Source organism: Vibrio sp. 1288, from assembly GCF_033344475.1.
In genome coordinates this window covers 42,202-59,665 of sequence record NZ_JAWPOX010000001.1, presented here as the reverse complement: position 1 = coordinate 59,665, position 17,464 = coordinate 42,202, and the positions used below count along the sequence as shown (strand labels likewise).

The following is a 17,464-nucleotide window of genomic DNA, read 5'->3' as shown; positions in this document are numbered from 1 at the left end:
AAAGGTTGCCAAATGATGAGTCTTTCGTCATTATGCGGCGAAAATTTTATAGATTGAACCACGTGTACTTATTGACTTTAGGTATACAAAAAGTGGTCTAAGCATACACAACATTCATTAATTAAAAGACAAGGGTTATCTGTGAAGCAGACGTTAAAACTAACAGATATTATCGCAGTAGGCTTTATGCTATTTGCGTTCTTTTTAGGTGCGGGCAATATTATCTTTCCACCTTTAGCGGGTCAGTTAGCGGGTGAAAACTTAATGCCAGCTATGTTTGGTTTCTTGCTAACAGCGGTAGGTCTACCTCTTATTACTATCGTTGCTATTGCTGTTGCTGGTGGTTCTTGGGATCACTTGACGCAAGATCTTCCGAAAAAAGCGGCAGTTCTTATGGCTGCACTGATTTTCATCATCATTGGTCCTGCGTTTGCAGCGCCTCGTACTGGCCTAGTGGCTTACGAGATGGCGGTGAAACCTTTCTTCCTTGAGGCATCACAAACGCATCTGACAGCGTTCTCAGTGATCTTCTTTATCGCAGCAATGATGTTCTCATGGTTCCAAGGCCGTTTGATCGATCTCATCGGTAAAGTACTGACACCAGCATTGTTCGTTGGTTTGATCATTCTTGCTGTCGCTGTCTTCCTTGATCCTCAGGGCGATATGATTGGCGCGCACGGTGAATACCTAACGCAGCCTCTGACCAAAGGCTTCTTAGAAGGCTACAACACAATGGATACGTTCGCGTCATTGATGTTTGGTATGCTGATGGTTGATGCACTGCGCGGTAAAGGCATTACTGAGCGCTCTGCAACTACTAAATATCTGATCTATGCAGGTTGTATTGCTGCTGCTGGTCTTGCGTTTGTTTACATCTCACTATTTTACTTAGGTGCGACGAGTGCAACGGTTGCTGCTGGTGCTGATAATGGTGGCCTAGTACTTAGCCAATACGTTCAAGCGTTGTTTGGTCCATACGGTCAAATCGTTCTGTCTGTCATCGTATTGCTAGCGTGTCTGACAACCGCGATTGGCTTGATTTCTGCGTGTTCAGATTTCTTCAGCTCGAAAACACCACTGTCATACAAGCAATGGGTACTGATTAATGGTTCTGTTTGTGCATTGGTTGCAAACGTTGGTCTTGCGCAGCTGATTTCTCTGTCAGTGCCAGTATTGTTTGCGCTGTACCCTGTGGCGATTGCGTTGGTTGCACTAACATTTGTGCGCAGCAAACTGCCGAATCCACGCTTTGCTTACCGTGCGGTACTGCTTGTATCTCTGCTGTTTGCGTTAGTTGATGCGGCAAAAGTATCGGGTATTGATGTTTCTGCGTTTAACATGTTGCCACTATTCGAAGTCGGCATGGGTTGGGTGCTTCCAACATTTGCGGCTATCGTGTGCATGTTCTTCATCGCGAAACCTCGCCCAGAGCTAGCACAAGAAACCGCGTAATCAAGATAATAAAAAGCCCGATGAATTACTTCATCGGGCTTTTTACTTTTTAATGATGACGTGTTTGCGCTATTAAAGCGTGTCGTGGAATTCCACAAGAACTTGTTCACACCATTTTTCGATGCGTTCATCACTCAGTTCGTACTGTGAGTCTTCATCTAACGCAAGTCCAACAAACTTGCTGCCATCTTCGATCAATGCTTTCGATGCTTCAAATTCGTAGCCTTCATTTGGCCAGTAACCGATAAAGGTTGCGCCTGTGGCTTGCAATTCATCGTGAAGTAAGCCCATCGCATCTAAATACCACTCTCCGTAACCTTCTTGGTCACCCAGACCAAACAGCGCTACAACTTTGCCTTTCAGTGGTGTGGTCGCGATGTCTTGCCAAATCGCGTTCCAATCTTCTTGAATTTCACCAAAATCCCAAGTTGAGATGCCAAGGAGTAATAAGTCGTAGTCCGCCATTAGTGATAACGGTGTCTCTTTCACATTGTGAATGTCGACAAGGTCTTCACCAATAAGGGTACGAATTTTCTCTGCTGCCATTTCGGTGTAGCAGGTCGTTGAGCCGTAAAAGAGTCCGATTTTCATTATATTCGTCGTTATTTGTGTTGCTGTTGTGGAAGATTCTAACCATAAATTGAGGAAGATTGCAGCGAATATCCTATGTGGGATGATTTTTTATGGTATTGGATTGGCAGGTGCTTTAATCTAAATACTGTAAATATAAACAGATAAGGAAGCATTCATGACGGCACAACAGCCTGTCAATCAACAAGATTTTTCGCTTGTTGAGCAATTCTTAGATGCGATGTGGATGGAGCGTGGCCTATCAGAGAACACGTTGGCTTCCTACCGAAACGATTTAATGAAGTTGCTCGTGTGGATGGAAAAACATCGATACCGTCTTGATTTTATCAGTTTGTCTGGCTTGCAAGAATATCAAAGCCACCTTGTAGATTTAGATTACAAACAGACGTCTCGTGCGCGTATGTTGTCGGCGATTCGCCGTTTATTCCAATACCTGCATCGTGAGAAGGTGCGCGCTGATGACCCGAGTGCGCTCTTGGTTAGTCCTAAACTGCCACAACGTTTACCCAAAGATATTAGTGAAGAGCAAGTGGACGCGTTGCTCGAGGCGCCAGACCCGAACGACCCTATAGAATTGCGCGATAAAGCGATGCTAGAGCTACTCTACGCGACAGGGTTGCGTGTGACAGAGCTCGTCAGTTTGACCATGGAAAATGTTAGCTTGCGCCAAGGGGTGGTGCGCGTGACTGGTAAAGGTGGTAAAGAACGCCTAGTTCCTATGGGGGAAAACGCGGTCGATTGGATCGAGACGTTCATTCAACAAGGGCGTCCTGCGTTACTTGGTGATACATCATCTGATATTGTTTTTCCTAGTAAACGCGCAAGACAAATGACTCGTCAGACGTTTTGGCACCGTATTAAGTACTATGCTTTGATAGCAGGGATTGATACTGATCAGCTGTCGCCGCACGTACTGCGTCATGCCTTTGCCACGCATTTATTGAACTATGGCGCAGATCTCAGGGTCGTACAGATGCTTTTAGGGCATAGTGACTTATCGACCACGCAAATTTATACTCACGTGGCGACTGAACGATTGAAGCAGATCCACAGTCAACACCACCCAAGAGCATAACAATGGTTAGATTCATCCATGTCCTCTTGGAAAAACGATTTTACATTAAGGTGAATTTCATGAGCGTATTACGCCGACTAACTCTGCTGACTTTACCATTTTTTGTTACCGCTTGTGGTGCAGAAGAAAGTCAGGCTCAAACGGAGACTCCTGCGCAACAAGTGGCGCCAGCTGCACAAAGCGGCTTTGATGAAGCAGCATTAAAAACTAAGTTCTCAAAGCTTGGTTTATCTATCGTTGATATTCAACCATCAGACGTCGCTGGCTTATTGGAAATTCAAACCAATGGCGGGATCCTGTTTGCTTCAAATGATGGTAGCCATTTTATCGCCGGTACGCTTTATGCCATTAATGATGATGGCAGTTACAAAGATGTCATAGCAGAGCGTCAAGCGCCGCTTAACGCCGAGAAAATTGCGCAGTTCTCCGATAGCATGATCGAATACAAAGCCGACGATGAAAAGTACGTTGTGACCGTATTCACCGATATCACATGTGGTTACTGTGTGCGTCTGCATAGCCAAATGCAAGGCTATAATGATCTAGGTATTACAGTGCGTTACATGGCTTACCCTCGCCAAAGTGCAACTGGCCCTGTGGCAGAACAAATGGCAACGATTTGGTGTGCTGAAGATCCGGCGTCGGCAATGCACAACGCGAAAGTGAATCGTACATTTGATAACCCTGCGAAAGACCTGAAACAGTGTAAAGAAACCATCCAGGCGCATTACAATCTAGGTCGCCAATTGGGTATTTCTGGTACGCCAGCAATCTTCTTACCGAATGGCGAAATGGTTGGTGGCTACCTACCACCTGCAGAGCTATTGAAACGTTTAAAGCAACTATAATCCATTAGGAGCAGAGTCGGCAAAGTTGTCGGCTCTTTTAAGCATGATAGAAATTCAACGACGTCCTGAACCTGATCTTTCCCTTCTTCCTGATTCCATTCCTCCGATTCTTAAACGTATCTACATCAACCGTGGGATAACGGATCTTTCACAATTAGAAACGTCGGCCCGTGGGTTGCATTCATATCAAAAACTCGGGGGGATTGAGCAAGCTGTCGATCTTTTGTTTCAGGGGATAAAAGAACAAAAACGCATCATCGTTGTCGGTGATTTTGACGCTGATGGCGCGACAAGCTCAGCATTATCAGTACTCGCGCTGCGCATGCTTGGTAGTCACAATGTGGATTACCTAGTGCCAAATCGTTTTGAAGACGGTTATGGGTTAAGCCCAGAAGTCGTTGACCAAGCCTTAGAGCTTGGCGCTGAGATGATCATGACGGTGGATAACGGCGTCTCATCAATCGAAGGCGTGCGTTACGCAAAAGAAAATGGCATTACCGTGCTTGTTACCGATCACCACTTGCCAGGACAAGTGTTGCCTGATGTGGATGCAATGGTGAACCCAAACCTTGAGAGCTGTAGCTTTCCATCTAAAGCGCTTGCGGGTGTAGGGGTCGCGTTTTATCTCATGATGGCACTATGCGTTCATATGCGAAAACACAATTGGTTTGCAGAACAGGGGATGCAAGAGCCCAAGTTGATGGAACTGATTGACCTTGTTGCACTGGGTACCGTCGCCGACGTCGTTCCATTGGATGAAAACAACCGCATTCTTGTACACCAAGGCTTGCAACGTATTCGTGCGGGCAAAGCGCGTCCCGGCATCCAGGCATTAATTGAGGTCGCGAAGCGCGATGCGCGTCGTTTAGTTGCGTCCGATTTTGGCTTTGCTTTAGGTCCACGTATTAACGCTGCAGGTCGTCTTGATGACATGTCTTTCGGTGTTGAACTATTGATGTGTAACAACATCCACGCTGCTCGTCGCATGGCAAGTGAATTGGATGGCTTGAACCAAACTCGTAAAGAGATTGAAGAAGGCATGAAGCAAGAAGCGATGGCTTTCTGTGAGCGCCTTCAGTTTGGTGAAGGCAATGAGCTTCCTTATGGCCTAGCCTTGTTCCAACGTGATTGGCATCAAGGTGTGATTGGTATTTTGGCTTCGCGTATTAAAGAGAAGTTTCACCGTCCAGTCATTGCATTTGCTGATGGCGGAGAAGGGACGATTAAAGGCTCGTGTCGTTCTATTCCGGGGCTACACATGCGCGATGCGTTGGATTTCATCGACACGCAAAACCCGGGTTTGATCATCAAGTTTGGTGGACACGCCATGGCAGCAGGCTTAACGATTAAAGAGCAGGATTTTGAGCGTTTCAGTCGTTTGTTTGATGAAGTGGTAAAAAAGGAACTCGATGAAGCGGCGCTAAAAGGCGTGATCATGTCCGATGGCGAACTTAAGCCGGAAGAGTTCTCTATGCATGTTGCTGAACAGCTGCGATCGGGTGGCCCTTTTGGACAAGCTTTCCCAGAGCCAATCTTTGATGGTGAGTTTAAAGTACTGCATCAAAAGCTGGTGGGTGAGAAGCATCTTAAATTGATGTTAGAGCCGCTTTATAAAGGTCACCCTACCAATGTGATGATCGACGGTATCGCATTCAATGTTGATCTACGTCGATGGCCAGATGCATCGGTTAAAACAGTACGTCTCGCGTATAAGCTGGATGTGAATGAATTTCGTGGTAATCAATCATTGCAATTGATGATCGACCATATCGAAGCTAAGTAATACCTAGATTAACCTTTCTTATAGAGTACGGTTATCCCTAAGTGGGTGTAAAATTTTATGACCGTGCTCTCTCTCACCGCAATCTGATTTCTCATCCGAAATTTTCCTGTATCTCGGTCACATTTTTCAGTAGAATTTCTCGGTTAAATTCTATTCTAAAATGTTGAGTAAACATGTTTGAAATCAATCCAATTAAAAACCGTCTGCAGGACGTGTCTCAGCGCACAAATGTCCTGAGGGGGTATCTTTGACTATGACGCGAAGAAAGAGCGTCTAGAAGAAGTCAACGCAGAACTTGAACAACCAGATGTATGGAACGAACCTGAGCGTGCGCAAGCACTGGGTAAAGAGCGTGCATCACTAGAAGCGGTTGTTGAAACCATTGATCAACTAGAGCAAGGTGTGGAAGATGTAGAAGGTCTTCTTGAGCTGGCTGTAGAAGAAGAAGATCAAGAAACATTTGACGAAATTGAACCAGAACTCGCTGAGTTGGAAGAGAAGCTAGAAAAGCTTGAATTCCGTCGTATGTTCTCTGGCGACCACGATAGCTCTGATTGTTACATCGATTTGCAAGCTGGCTCTGGTGGTACAGAAGCACAAGACTGGACTAACATGCTGCTGCGTATGTACCTACGTTGGGCAGAAGCGAAGGGCTTCAAAGCTGAAGTGATTGAAGTCTCTGAAGGTGAAGTCGCGGGTCTTAAGTCGGCAACAGTTCGCATCTCTGGTGAATATGCGTACGGTTGGTTACGCACTGAAACGGGCGTTCATCGTCTTGTTCGTAAATCTCCGTTCGATTCAGGCGGTCGTCGCCATACGTCATTTGCTTCTGCGTTCATCTATCCAGAGATTGATGAAAACATCGACATCGACATTAATCCTTCCGACCTACGCATTGACGTTTACCGTGCGTCAGGCGCAGGTGGTCAGCACGTAAACACCACAGAATCTGCGGTACGTATTACGCACGTACCTACGAACACAGTGGTTCAGTGTCAGAATGACCGTTCTCAACATAAGAACAAAGATCAGGCAATGAAACAGCTTCGAGCGAAGCTATTTGAGCTTGAATTGCAAAAGCAAAATGCGGAAAAACAAGCTAATGAAGACGCTAAGTCTGACATTGGCTGGGGTAGCCAGATCCGTTCTTACGTATTGGATGACTCACGTATTAAGGACCTCCGTACGGGCATTGAAAACCGTAATACTCAAGCGGTTCTTGATGGCGATCTGGACAAATTTATTGAAGCTAGCCTGAAATCAGGTCTATAAAGCTTTTCACCGACAAAAACAGGATACATCGAAAATGACTGATGCTGTTCAAAACGAAACTGTACTAGAAGAAAATAAGCTGATTGCTGAACGCCGCGCTAAACTGGATGCAATCCGAAAGAGCTGCAAAGCGAACGGCCATCCAAACGACTTCCGTCGTGACGCACTAGCGGGCGACCTTCAGAAAGAGTTCGGTGAAAAGACGAAGGAAGAGCTAGAAGAGCTTAACCACGTAGTAGCAATCGCTGGCCGTATCATGGCTAAACGTGGTCCATTCTTGGTAATTCAAGAAACTTCTGGCCGTATCCAAGCTTATGCTGACAAAGCGGTTCAAAAAGTACTTAAAGAAAAATACCAAGGTCTAGATATCGGTGACATCATCGGTGTTAAAGGTGCACTTCATAAGTCTGGTAAGGGTGACCTATACGTGAACATGGAAGAGTACGAGTTGCTAACCAAAGCACTACGTCCACTTCCAGAAAAGTTCCACGGTCTAACTGACCAAGAGATGCGTTACCGCCAACGTTACGTTGACCTGATCGTTAACGAAGACTCTCGTCAAGCGTTCGTAGTACGTTCTAAAGTAATGTCTGCAATCCGCAACTTCATGATCTCTAAGCAGTTCATGGAAGTTGAAACGCCAATGATGCACGTTATCCCTGGCGGTGCGAGTGCGCGTCCATTCATCACGCACCACAACGCACTAGACATGCCAATGTACCTACGTATCGCGCCAGAGCTATACCTGAAGCGTCTAGTTGTTGGTGGTTTTGATCGCGTATTCGAAATCAACCGTAACTTCCGTAACGAAGGCCTTTCTCCACGCCACAACCCAGAATTCACAATGATGGAATTCTACATGGCGTACGCAGACTACAAAGATCTGATGGACCTAACTGAAGAACTACTAAGCTCAGTGGCGCAAGAAGTTCTAGGTTCAACGTCAATGCCTTACGGTGATGAAACGGTTGAGTTTGGTGGTACTTACACTCGTATGAGCATGTTCGAAGCAATCAAGCACTACAACCCAGACCACGCGCAAATCCAAGCGCTAACAGAAGAAGACCTACAAAACCGTGATCTAATGGTTTCTATCGCGAAATCTGTTCATGTTGAAGTAGAACCTTTCTGGACATGTGGTCAGCTTCTTGAAGAGATCTTTGGTGAAACAGCAGAACCTAAGCTAATGCAGCCTACGTTCATCACTGGTTACCCAGCAGATATTTCTCCGTTGGCTCGTCGTAGCGATGATAACCCGTTCTTTACAGACCGCTTTGAGTTCTTTATCGGTGGCCGTGAAGTAGCGAACGGTTTCTCAGAGCTTAACGATGCTGAAGACCAAGATGCACGCTTTAAAGCACAGGTTGAAGCGAAAGAGTCTGGTGACGACGAAGCAATGTTCTACGATGCAGACTACATCACTGCTCTAGAGCACGGCCTACCGCCAACAGCAGGCCAAGGTATCGGTATCGACCGTTTGGTTATGCTACTGACTAACACGCACACTATCCGTGACGTGATCCTATTCCCTGCAATGCGCCCGCAAGCGTAATTCGATAGGATGAGTAAAAAACCACCTTCGGGTGGTTTTTTTTTGCCTTTTAGTTAAGTTAATTCAAGTTGTTGCATTTGCTTTTTAATGGGATATGCAAATAAACATTCGCCAAATCTCAATCTATTGCATAGTCTTAATACTGAGACAGACGTGAGGGGGCGGAGTCTCGATAATGTTACCCGCTCGCAAAGATAAGTTTGTGGCACAAAATTTCTATTAACAATGAAAAAGGGTTAGAGAATGGCTGGGCAGTTTAAGATGGATTCCATCCCGGGATCGCTTGTGGTAGTTGGCGGTACTTATGAGCCTTGGTTATCGGTACTGGAGCAAGTGGGCTGGAAGTGTCACCAAGTAGGTGATTTACGCAAAGCTAATACGCTGTTAGAAGATATTGGTCCATGTATCGGTATTGTTGATCTCAGCCATGACGAGTTCAGCTTGAATGGCTTGGCGAACTTAGTCAGCTCTCACAAACACGTACGTTGGTTAGCGTTTATTCGTGAATCTCAGCTTGGCACTGACACCATATGCCAGTTCATTGTTAACTTTTGTATCGATTTTTTCACAGCGCCGATCCCAGATGCACAGTTATTAAGCACAATAGGTCACCAGCTTGGCATGCTTAAGTTGGAGAAAAAAGTTTGGCCTAGTTTTGGTAGCAGTTTAGATATGGGTTTGATCGGTGAATCTATCCCGATGAAACGTTTACGCGATCAAGTGAAGCGCATTGGTCCAACGGACGTCAGCATTCTGATTTCTGGGGAAAGTGGGACTGGTAAAGAGGCGGTTGCTAGGGCCATCCATAAAGTCTCTTCACGCTCTCATAAACCGTTTATGGCAATTAACTGTCGCGCACTCAATGAACAACGTTTCCAAGCTGAAGTATTTGGTATTAACGCCGATGAAGATATGGAAGCATGCCTGCTTGAACAAGCAGATGGTGGCACCGTGTTGTTTAATGACATTCTTACCATTTCAAAAGAGCAGCAAATGAATCTGCTGAGATTCTTGCAAGAAGGCACCATTGATACTAAAGATGGCGTAAAAGCGGTTAACGTGCGTATTCTTGCTGCTAACTCGTCGGATGTTGAAAAAGCTTTGATTGACGGTGACTTCAATGAAGAGCTTTACCATTACATCAACGTTCTGCGCATCAATGTCCCTAGCTTGAAAGAACGTGCGAGTGACATCGCATTGCTGGCTCGTTTCTACTTACAAGAGTTCTCAAAAGAGTACAACTCGCAAGCAAAAAGCTTTTCTGAGGATGCATTCAAGGCACTGACACGTTATTTCTGGCCTGGAAATGTGCGTGAGCTGATGAACCAAGTGAAGCGAGCGGTATTAATGTCCGACAGCGTAATGATTGAAGAGCATCACTTAGATTTACCTCAACGTAATGACTCAAAGCGCAGCTTGAAATCAATCCGAGAGAAGAGTGAACGTGATGCGTTGCTGGTTGTTTTGGAATCTCATTCTGGTCAAGTTTCAAATGCGGCGAAAGAGCTCGGAGTTTCGCGTGCAACCATGTATCGACTACTTAATAAACATAACTTGATTTCCGAACAAGCCATGTAGTTGGCCTTTCCCTGTGTTAAATAGGCGAATAAATACAATAAAAGAGAGTGGCCACAGAGCCGCTCTTTTTATTTTTGTTTGGTTTGATTTATAAAATCCGCAAATTTATATATTCCTCAGGTGAATATGTTATACATAAAAGTATATGAAACTAAATTGCGGTGTATTGATTTGTTTTTAATCAAAAAGGCAAAAAATGTTTGATATATATTCATCAAAGCTTACAATTTAACCGTAACTCAATGAGTTATACCTTTCATAAACGGATTAATTTTTAGCTAGGAGGCGCAAGATGAAACATTACGTTGTTAACACCACTGCTTGCGCTGATCGTATGCCTATCGCTCCGATAACCCTTAAATCGGATGATACCAATACCACTGGCTCACAAGATAAAAATTAATCCGTAACCTATCATATTTATTACTAGGCTGCGGGAAAGTAGCGGCTTAGTATCAACAGAATATTTCTGTTCATTTTACGCACTATTTTTCCCAGTCGAATACATCGATAATCGGAGAAAATATTATGCGTCACTCTATTTACTTACAATTGGCCACTTTGCTATTGAAAGCAGACCTTAAACGCGAAGAAAAGCAATGGCAGCGTACCATACGCCGAACTGCTCATGATATTCCATGGACGAATGTTCATCTATTGAGGGATATTGGTTTAGATCGCGATGGTCGTTCTACACGTGCCAATGTTCCGGATGCAGTAAAAGTTGAACGTCGAGTTCGTCATCTTCGTCGAGTTTTAACGTCGCGAATAATGACGTAATCGTTAGCGTGTTGGACTGACTGAGTTGCTAACGAGTCATTCAACACGCTTAACTTTTTATATGAAGTATGACTTCATTGGATAAACAGCTGATCTTGAAGGTCAGCTGTTTTCGTTTGAGGGGGGTACCGTTAAGGGCAAGGATTCGAGTAAGTTGTACCTATTGCTTGAATTTCAGTAAGTAGTTCGTCGCTAAGTTGCAAATCAATACTGTCGATATTGGCTTTTAATTGGTCTAGGTTTGTTGCACCGATAATGTTAGAAGCAACAAATGGACGCTGATTGACAAACGCGAGCGCCATTTGTGCAGGGTTTAGACCATGCTCTTGAGCTAAATTGACGTAAGCTTCGGTCGCTTTAACACCTTGCGGAGTGAAGTAGCGCGCAAAACGCTCCCACTTAGTGCATCGAGCGCCTTCAGGTTTTGCCCCGTTTAGGTATTTACCACTCAGGCAGCCAAATGCCAAAGGAGAGTAGGCAAGTAACTGAACGCCTTCGTAATGGCTGATTTCAGACAAGCCAACTTCGAAGCTGCGGTTCAATAAGTTATATGGGTTTTGAATGGAGACAATTCTTGGCAAATCGTGTTTTTCTGCCAAACGCAATAGCGACATCACACCCCACGGCGTCTCGTTGGATACGCCGATATAGCGCACTTTACCTGCATTCACTAATTCAGTAAGCGCTTCCAACGTTTCAATTAACGTGACTTCTTCTTGTTTGTCAGGGTATGGGTAGTTGAGTTGACCAAAGCAGTTGGTTTGACGCTGCGGCCAATGTAGTTGGTACAAATCGACATAATCGGTTTGTAGACGATTAAGGCTGTCATCAATTGCTGTATGGATGTGGCGACGATTAAGGCTCATGTTGTCTCTAATGTGAGGAACATTGCGAGGGCCTGCCACTTTTGTTGCCAGTACTACTTTCTCTCTTTTGCCGCTTTTTGCTAACCAATTACCGATGTATTGCTCGGTGAGCCCTTGTGTTTCCGAGTTTGGCGGTACAGGGTACATCTCTGCGGTATCGATGAAGTTCACCCCATGATCGAGGGCAAAGTCGAGCTGTTCAAAGGCGTCCTTTTCTGTGTTTTGCTCGCCAAACGTCATAGTGCCGAGGCAGATTTTACTGATCTCAAGTGATGAGTGCGGTAGTTTTGTGTATTGCATATCACGTCCTTGAAGAGTTACCGACTAAATAAGTGACTCCAATATAGGGGATTTGTAGCCGCAATCGCAAATGATTTACGTATAAAGGAAGAGCAAACTCGAAAGCTACAGTTAGCCTAACTACACTTAAATGATCGTGTGAAGGAGGTATGTTATGCAGAAGCATCAATTGGACATGTGGCTACATGGTCCACATAAAGATACTTATAAAACTCCCAAAGTATTTGTGATTGGGTGTTCTGATGTCTCTGACTATCTTTTAGCTGTGGAGTACAAGCATCAACTTGAGCCGATTAAAGACGGTGAAGACCCGATACATTTTGGCTCTCTAGACTTAGTAAAAGAAGAACTATTGAGGTTAGGGGTCGATAAAGCGTATTTAAGGCTGCGCAATGCGTATGACGAATGTGGCACTGAAGAGGCAGCCTCATACTGCGATATTGAGTTATCGCTCGTGACGCACTAAATAGCTGATATAGTTTTATTCTGGTTGAGTGTTAATGTAGTGCTTGAGTAAGATCTGTTCAGTAAACTGTGTTCTAAGGTAAAAGCCTCGGGGCAGAGTTTTCATCGGCTTACCATTTGAGTTATATGCTTCGGTGAGCGCTTTTGCATTTGCGGCTTTAGGGCGAAGATGCAGCGCTTCTCCGTGTCTGGCGGAAATTTGATCAAATCTTCCCAAGACGATCATCTCCATTAACTCTTCCCAGTCATTTCGCAAAATCCGTTCTTCTTCTTCATCTGGTGACCAAATGAGTGGACTGCCCACACGTCTTTCAGCGAGTGGGATTTCTCGTTCTCCTTCTACGGGTACCCAAAGCACACGAGATAGCTTGTTTCGAACATGACTTGTTTCCCATGTAAGACCATGAACACCAGTGAGGGGGGCCACAGAAACAAAGGTTGTTTCTAAAGGTTTGCCAGAGTAACTGATCGGAATACTTTTCAACTCGATCCCTAGTTTTGCGAAATCTTGTTGAGGTTTACTGCCAGCTGGAGCGCCCAAGTGCCATTCGAGTAATTGACCCACCCAACCTTTATCACGTTTTAAGTTTTCAGGAACAATCATATTCGCCTCGGCGGCCAACTCAGCAAAACTGAGTCCTGCCATATCATGCGCTCGTTCCAATAGCTCTGCTTCTGTTTGTGGTTCTGGTTTCATAGTTACAAGGTGGTATTACAAAAAATATAGTTTATCAAACTCCGACCAAATCTACTGTTTAAGATTTCACCGAGGCGGTGTAAGAACGATCAATTCATAACTTATCCACAGGTGGAGGAGATATAGATAAGATCCTGACGAGGTCTGTATGAATAAACAGGGGTTAAAATGCATTTTTGGGGTTGATTTTGTTGTAATCATCTAAACGAATAGCAGGTAAGTGTGGATAAATAGCCTGTTGGTGGATCTTTGACCGATCTGAGTTTGGTGAAAAGATCATCAAGAAATTGAAGATCGAATTATCGTTGTTTTTAAAAATAAATACTTTCTTATCAATGTTTTATGTTTGTTTTTTTGTTTATTCATTTGTTTTTCATTTGATGGGATTGAACTGAATTACTCATTTGAATTGAATTCTTCACAAAGTTATTCACAGAAAAGGTGAATAAATGTGGGCAATGTCTCACTCTTGTGTTGATAAGGTATGGTTTGATTAAAAGATATCCAAAAATGCTGAAAAGGTAATAAATCTTGCTCATATCACATCAGTAAGTTTGCTAGTAATGGGGATATGTGGAAAAATCACGGTAATAAAAAATTTATTCATAGAGGTTAGCCAGTGATAGATGGCGATGGTTACCGACTTAATGTTGGTATTGTGATATGTAATAACCATGGTCAGGTCTTCTGGGCTAAACGATACGGGCAACACTCATGGCAATTTCCACAAGGTGGGATTGACGAAGGTGAAACCCCTGAACAAGCCATGTTCAGGGAGTTATACGAAGAAGTCGGTTTAACGAAAAAAGACGTTAAGATCATTGCAACAAGTCGTCATTGGTTAAGATATAAGCTACCAAAGCGATTGGTGCGTTGGGACTCCAAGCCTGTTTGTATCGGCCAAAAACAGAAATGGTTTCTGCTGAGATTAGAATGCGATGAGTCTCGCATTAATATGCAACGCGGAAAATCCCCTGAATTTGATGGTTGGCGCTGGGTAAGTTACTGGTATCCAGTTAGGCAAGTTGTTTCTTTCAAGCGAGATGTTTATCGACGAGCGATGAAAGAATTTGCATCCTTAGCCATGCCTTTTCGAGAGAGAAAAGCGAAAGGGAAAAGAAAAAAGCAACGTAGAGGATAATCATGCTCAGTCAGCTAAGGGAAATAGTTGAGAAAGTCTCCAGGGTCGATGATGTGCATCTGGCACTCGATATATTGGTGAAAGAGACTTGTGCTGCCCTTAGTACTGAGTGCTGTACTATCTATCTTGCTAATGAAGAAATGCAGCGCCTTGAGTTAATGGCAACTCAAGGCCTTATTTTTGAAGGTGATAGTATTCATATCAACTTCAATGAAGGCTTGGTTGGGTTGGTAAAACGAAGCGCTGAACCCCTTAACCTTGCCGAAGCCTCAAAACACCCCGAGTTCAAATTCTTTCCTCAACTCGGCGAACAGATTTACCACTCTTTTTTAGCTACTCCAATCATTCATCGTAAACAAGTTTTAGGTGTGTTGGTGATCCAACAAAAAACACCGCGCTTGTTTAGTGAAATGGAAGAATCGTTTCTTGTTACTTTATCCGCTCAGTTAGCGGTGCTCATTGCACATGCGCAGAGTCTTGGGCATTGGCAGTTAGCATCTAAACCCACGGTATTAAAAGGTTTGCCTGCGTCTACTGGTGTCGCGATTGGAGAGTTTTGGTTCGACAATACCCAGCCGAGTTTATCGGATGTTTTCCCTTCGTCCACGTTAGATAAGGAACGCGAGCACGAGACATTACTGGTGGCCATAGAGCGAGCGTTAAATGACTTTCGCCGTATGCGGAAAAAGCTGGACAGTGAAATCAACAAAGATGCGCTTGCGATCTTCGATCTGTTTACTCACTTACTGAATGATCCGATGCTTCGCGGTGATTTGAAGAAGCAGATTGAAAAAGGAGATAGGGCAGACTGGGCGTTACGCCAAGTTGTAGAGTCATACTCGAATCGATTTGCCAGAATGTCGGATGTATACATGCGTGAAAGAGCGCAAGATATCCGAGAGTTAGGGCAAAGGCTGCTCTATTTTCTACACAACAGCGAGCAAGAAAATTCTGCAATTGATCGTCCCATTATTTTGGTGGCGAATGAACTCACTGCCACCTTGCTCGCTTCTGTACCTAAAGAGTTTTTGTTAGCTGTCGTATCATTAGAGGGAGGCGCTAACTCTCACGCTGCCATTTTATCTCGAGCTCTTGGGGTCCCTGCAGTCATGGGCGCCAACATTAATCCGGATGTGGTTAATGGCAAACTCGGGATAGTCGACGGCTATACGGGTGAGATCTTCTTAGAGCCAAACCGCCAGTTGTTGCGAGAGTATCGCAGCTTAGTAAGCGAAGAGTCTGAATTGTTTGCCATGGTAAACAAGGACCTCGCACTCCCTGCGGTTACGCAAGATAATCACCATATCGAAATTATGCTGAATGCGGGACTCAGTGCAGACAGTAATATTGCCATCAACACAGGTGTTGATGGTGTTGGGTTGTACCGAACTGAGATTGCATTTTTACTTCAGCATCACTTTCCTTCGGAAGATGAGCAGTATCATCAATACCAAGCAATACTTAACAGCTATCCGAATCAACGAGTAGTGATGCGTACTTTGGATATTGGTGGTGACAAACCTTTGCCGTATTTGCCCATCGAAGAAGATAATCCGTTTCTAGGCTGGCGTGGCATTCGTTTTACATTGGATCATCCAGACATTTTCTTGATCCAGCTGCGTGCAATGTTAAGAGCGAGTGCAGAAAGCGGAAACTTAAGTATCTTATTGCCAATGGTGTCAGGGGTAAAAGAGCTAGACGATGCCATTAGCTTGATTAATCAAGCTCACAGCGAAGCCGTTTTGCTTGATGATAGAATTCAATTCCCACAAATTGGGGTCATGATTGAAGTACCATCGATGGTGTATCTGTTGCCAACGATTGCTCACCGTGTTGATTTTGTTTCTGTCGGGACAAACGATTTAACTCAGTATTTATTAGCGGTAGATAGGAACAATTCGCGCGTAGCGGATGTCTATGAATCTATGCATCCTGCGGTACTGTTAGCGCTTAAGCAAATCCATGAGGTGTGTGATAAATATCAGGTGCCCGTGTGTATTTGTGGTGAGCTAGCGGGTGATCCATTTGGCGCTCTTCTCTTACTTGGGTTAGGGTATACCAGTTTGAGTATGAACACCTCCAATGTGGCTAAGGTGAAATATTTGATTCGTCATAGCCAACAAGAAGAATTAGAAAAATTAGCGGAGCAAGCAATGACAAAGTCCTATGGGGAGGACATTCATCAAATGATGCATGACTTCTTCATTCAACAGGGCTTTGCGGGCTTTATCCGTGCAGGTAAAAAGTAGGAAATCGTGACCGTCTCTTTATTTTTGTTATTGTTGGCGCTAGGCGCTTTTGTGGGTGTGATGGCGGGGTTACTCGGTATCGGTGGTGGTTTGATTGTTGTTCCTGCCTTGTTGTATTTGCTTCCTCTTGCTGGGATCTCTCCAGAAATGAGTATGCACATGGCCTTAGCCACTTCGTTAGCGAGTATTATTGTCACGTCTGGCTCATCGGCGATGAATCACCTTAAGCTCGGCAATGTCGATATGTTTGTCGTAAAATGGTTGATGCCTGGTGTGGTCATTGGTGGCTTTGTTGGTGCCAATATTGCTGAGTGGATCCCTACACACTATTTGCCGAAAGTGTTTGGTGTCATTGTTCTTTGCCTGTCAGTACAAATGTTTCGTTCCATTAAAGTTACGAGCAGTAAACCTATGCCGAGCAGCCCTGTGACTGTAGTTTACGGCACGGGAATTGGTGTCGTATCAAGCCTTGCTGGTATTGGTGGTGGCTCACTGTCGGTACCATTTTTAAATAAACATGGGATAGAGATGCGTAAAGCGGTGGGCTCATCCTCCGTTTGTGGTTGCGTGATTGCTATTTCTGGTATGATCGGCTTCATCTTACATGGCTATAAAGTGGAAGGCTTACCTTCATACAGTATTGGCTATGTTTATCTTCCCGCTTTATTAGCGATTGCTATGGCCTCGATGCTCACAACAAAAGTGGGTGCGAAGCTCGCAACTAACCTTCCAACTGCGGTATTAAAAAAGATATTCGCGGTGTTCTTAATGTTTGTTGCAGCGACCATGCTGCTCTAAGTTTGTACCCAAGTCAT

The 17,464-nt window shown here is 44.4% G+C and carries 15 protein-coding genes; 12 read left to right on the top strand and 3 right to left on the bottom strand.

Features of this window, described 5'->3' with window-relative positions:
* Window positions 1-141: 141 nt before the first annotated feature.
* The gene (gene brnQ, locus R8O11_RS00260; protein ID WP_005381792.1) at window positions 142-1,452 is read left to right on the top strand and encodes a branched-chain amino acid transport system II carrier protein; all 1,311 of its coding nucleotides are present in this window, start codon (window positions 142-144) and stop codon (window positions 1,450-1,452) included.
* A gap of 72 nt (window positions 1,453-1,524) precedes the next feature.
* On the opposite strand, the gene fldB is transcribed toward brnQ, so the two are convergent.
* Complete coding sequence (gene fldB / locus R8O11_RS00255; RefSeq protein WP_005381790.1) at window positions 1,525-2,043, bottom strand: flavodoxin FldB; 519 nt, start codon at window positions 2,041-2,043, stop codon at window positions 1,525-1,527.
* A gap of 157 nt (window positions 2,044-2,200) precedes the next feature.
* On the opposite strand from fldB, the gene xerD reads away from it, so the two are divergent.
* The 7 genes from xerD (at window position 2,201) to R8O11_RS00220 (ending at window position 10,931) form a co-directional block, all read left to right on the top strand.
* Window positions 2,201-3,118, top strand: a complete 918-nt coding sequence (gene xerD, locus R8O11_RS00250; RefSeq protein WP_005381788.1) for a site-specific tyrosine recombinase XerD — start codon at window positions 2,201-2,203, stop codon at window positions 3,116-3,118.
* Window positions 3,119-3,177: 59 nt separating this feature from the next.
* A complete protein-coding gene (gene dsbC, locus R8O11_RS00245; RefSeq protein ID WP_318193824.1) occupies window positions 3,178-3,966 on the top strand; it encodes a bifunctional protein-disulfide isomerase/oxidoreductase DsbC in 789 nt (262 codons plus the stop codon).
* Window positions 3,967-4,009: 43 nt separating this feature from the next.
* Window positions 4,010-5,749 carry a single-stranded-DNA-specific exonuclease RecJ gene (gene recJ / locus R8O11_RS00240; protein ID WP_017635068.1) on the top strand — a complete coding sequence of 580 codons (1,740 nt, stop codon included), beginning with the start codon at window positions 4,010-4,012 and terminating at the stop codon, window positions 5,747-5,749.
* Window positions 5,750-5,922: 173 nt separating this feature from the next.
* Window positions 5,923-7,021, top strand: a protein-coding gene (gene prfB / locus R8O11_RS00235) for a peptide chain release factor 2 (RefSeq protein ID WP_100068604.1) whose coding sequence is annotated in 2 segments (ribosomal slippage) — window positions 5,923-5,997 and window positions 5,999-7,021 — 1,098 coding nt in all. Because the reading frame shifts where the segments join, the coding sequence is not laid out codon by codon here.
* 34 nt (window positions 7,022-7,055) lie between these two features.
* Window positions 7,056-8,573 carry a lysine--tRNA ligase gene (lysS, locus tag R8O11_RS00230; RefSeq protein ID WP_005382861.1) on the top strand — a complete coding sequence of 506 codons (1,518 nt, stop codon included), beginning with the start codon at window positions 7,056-7,058 and terminating at the stop codon, window positions 8,571-8,573.
* Between the two features lie 243 nt (window positions 8,574-8,816).
* Window positions 8,817-10,151, top strand: a complete 1,335-nt coding sequence (vpsR, locus tag R8O11_RS00225; protein WP_017635067.1) for a cyclic-di-GMP-binding transcriptional regulator VpsR — start codon at window positions 8,817-8,819, stop codon at window positions 10,149-10,151.
* Window positions 10,152-10,679: 528 nt separating this feature from the next.
* Window positions 10,680-10,931, top strand: coding sequence for a hypothetical protein (locus tag R8O11_RS00220; RefSeq protein WP_005381776.1), 252 nt, complete (start codon window positions 10,680-10,682; stop codon window positions 10,929-10,931).
* A gap of 131 nt (window positions 10,932-11,062) precedes the next feature.
* Here the strand turns inward: R8O11_RS00220 and R8O11_RS00215 are convergent, their stop codons facing one another.
* Window positions 11,063-12,097 carry an NADP(H)-dependent aldo-keto reductase gene (locus tag R8O11_RS00215; RefSeq protein WP_005381774.1) on the bottom strand — a complete coding sequence of 345 codons (1,035 nt, stop codon included), beginning with the start codon at window positions 12,095-12,097 and terminating at the stop codon, window positions 11,063-11,065.
* A gap of 154 nt (window positions 12,098-12,251) precedes the next feature.
* On the opposite strand from R8O11_RS00215, the gene R8O11_RS00210 reads away from it, so the two are divergent.
* Window positions 12,252-12,563 (top strand): DUF6482 family protein, encoded by a 312-nt coding sequence (locus R8O11_RS00210; protein WP_005381772.1) that lies wholly within the window; start codon window positions 12,252-12,254, stop codon window positions 12,561-12,563.
* A 15-nt stretch (window positions 12,564-12,578) separates the two neighbouring features.
* Here R8O11_RS00210 and mutH read toward each other — a convergent pair whose 3' ends face one another.
* Window positions 12,579-13,259, bottom strand: coding sequence for a DNA mismatch repair endonuclease MutH (gene mutH / locus R8O11_RS00205; protein WP_017821501.1), 681 nt, complete (start codon window positions 13,257-13,259; stop codon window positions 12,579-12,581).
* Window positions 13,260-13,878: 619 nt separating this feature from the next.
* Here mutH and rppH point away from each other — a divergent pair.
* The 3 genes from rppH to R8O11_RS00190 are packed head-to-tail and all read left to right on the top strand — an operon-like array spanning window position 13,879 to window position 17,447.
* Window positions 13,879-14,400, top strand: a complete 522-nt coding sequence (gene rppH, locus R8O11_RS00200) for an RNA pyrophosphohydrolase (protein WP_005381953.1) — start codon at window positions 13,879-13,881, stop codon at window positions 14,398-14,400.
* 2 nt (window positions 14,401-14,402) lie between these two features.
* Window positions 14,403-16,649, top strand: coding sequence for a phosphoenolpyruvate--protein phosphotransferase (ptsP, locus tag R8O11_RS00195; RefSeq protein WP_033906109.1), 2,247 nt, complete (start codon window positions 14,403-14,405; stop codon window positions 16,647-16,649).
* Window positions 16,650-16,655: 6 nt separating this feature from the next.
* Window positions 16,656-17,447, top strand: coding sequence for a sulfite exporter TauE/SafE family protein (locus tag R8O11_RS00190; RefSeq protein ID WP_005385965.1), 792 nt, complete (start codon window positions 16,656-16,658; stop codon window positions 17,445-17,447).
* The last annotated feature ends 17 nt before the right edge of the window (window positions 17,448-17,464 follow it).

Bases quoted from the DNA above. Each gene is read 5' to 3' on its own strand.
- fldB (WP_005381790.1), bottom strand. From the start codon at position 2,043: ATGAAAATCGGACTCTTTTACGGCTCAACGACCTGCTACACCGAAATG.
- xerD (WP_005381788.1), top strand. From the start codon at position 2,201: ATGACGGCACAACAGCCTGTCAATCAACAAGATTTTTCGCTTGTTGAG.
- dsbC (WP_318193824.1), top strand. From the start codon at position 3,178: ATGAGCGTATTACGCCGACTAACTCTGCTGACTTTACCATTTTTTGTT.
- recJ (WP_017635068.1), top strand. From the start codon at position 4,010: ATGATAGAAATTCAACGACGTCCTGAACCTGATCTTTCCCTTCTTCCT.
- lysS (WP_005382861.1), top strand. From the start codon at position 7,056: ATGACTGATGCTGTTCAAAACGAAACTGTACTAGAAGAAAATAAGCTG.
- vpsR (WP_017635067.1), top strand. From the start codon at position 8,817: ATGGCTGGGCAGTTTAAGATGGATTCCATCCCGGGATCGCTTGTGGTA.
- R8O11_RS00220 (WP_005381776.1), top strand. From the start codon at position 10,680: ATGCGTCACTCTATTTACTTACAATTGGCCACTTTGCTATTGAAAGCA.
- R8O11_RS00215 (WP_005381774.1), bottom strand. From the start codon at position 12,097: ATGCAATACACAAAACTACCGCACTCATCACTTGAGATCAGTAAAATC.
- R8O11_RS00210 (WP_005381772.1), top strand. From the start codon at position 12,252: ATGCAGAAGCATCAATTGGACATGTGGCTACATGGTCCACATAAAGAT.
- mutH (WP_017821501.1), bottom strand. From the start codon at position 13,259: ATGAAACCAGAACCACAAACAGAAGCAGAGCTATTGGAACGAGCGCAT.
- ptsP (WP_033906109.1), top strand. From the start codon at position 14,403: ATGCTCAGTCAGCTAAGGGAAATAGTTGAGAAAGTCTCCAGGGTCGAT.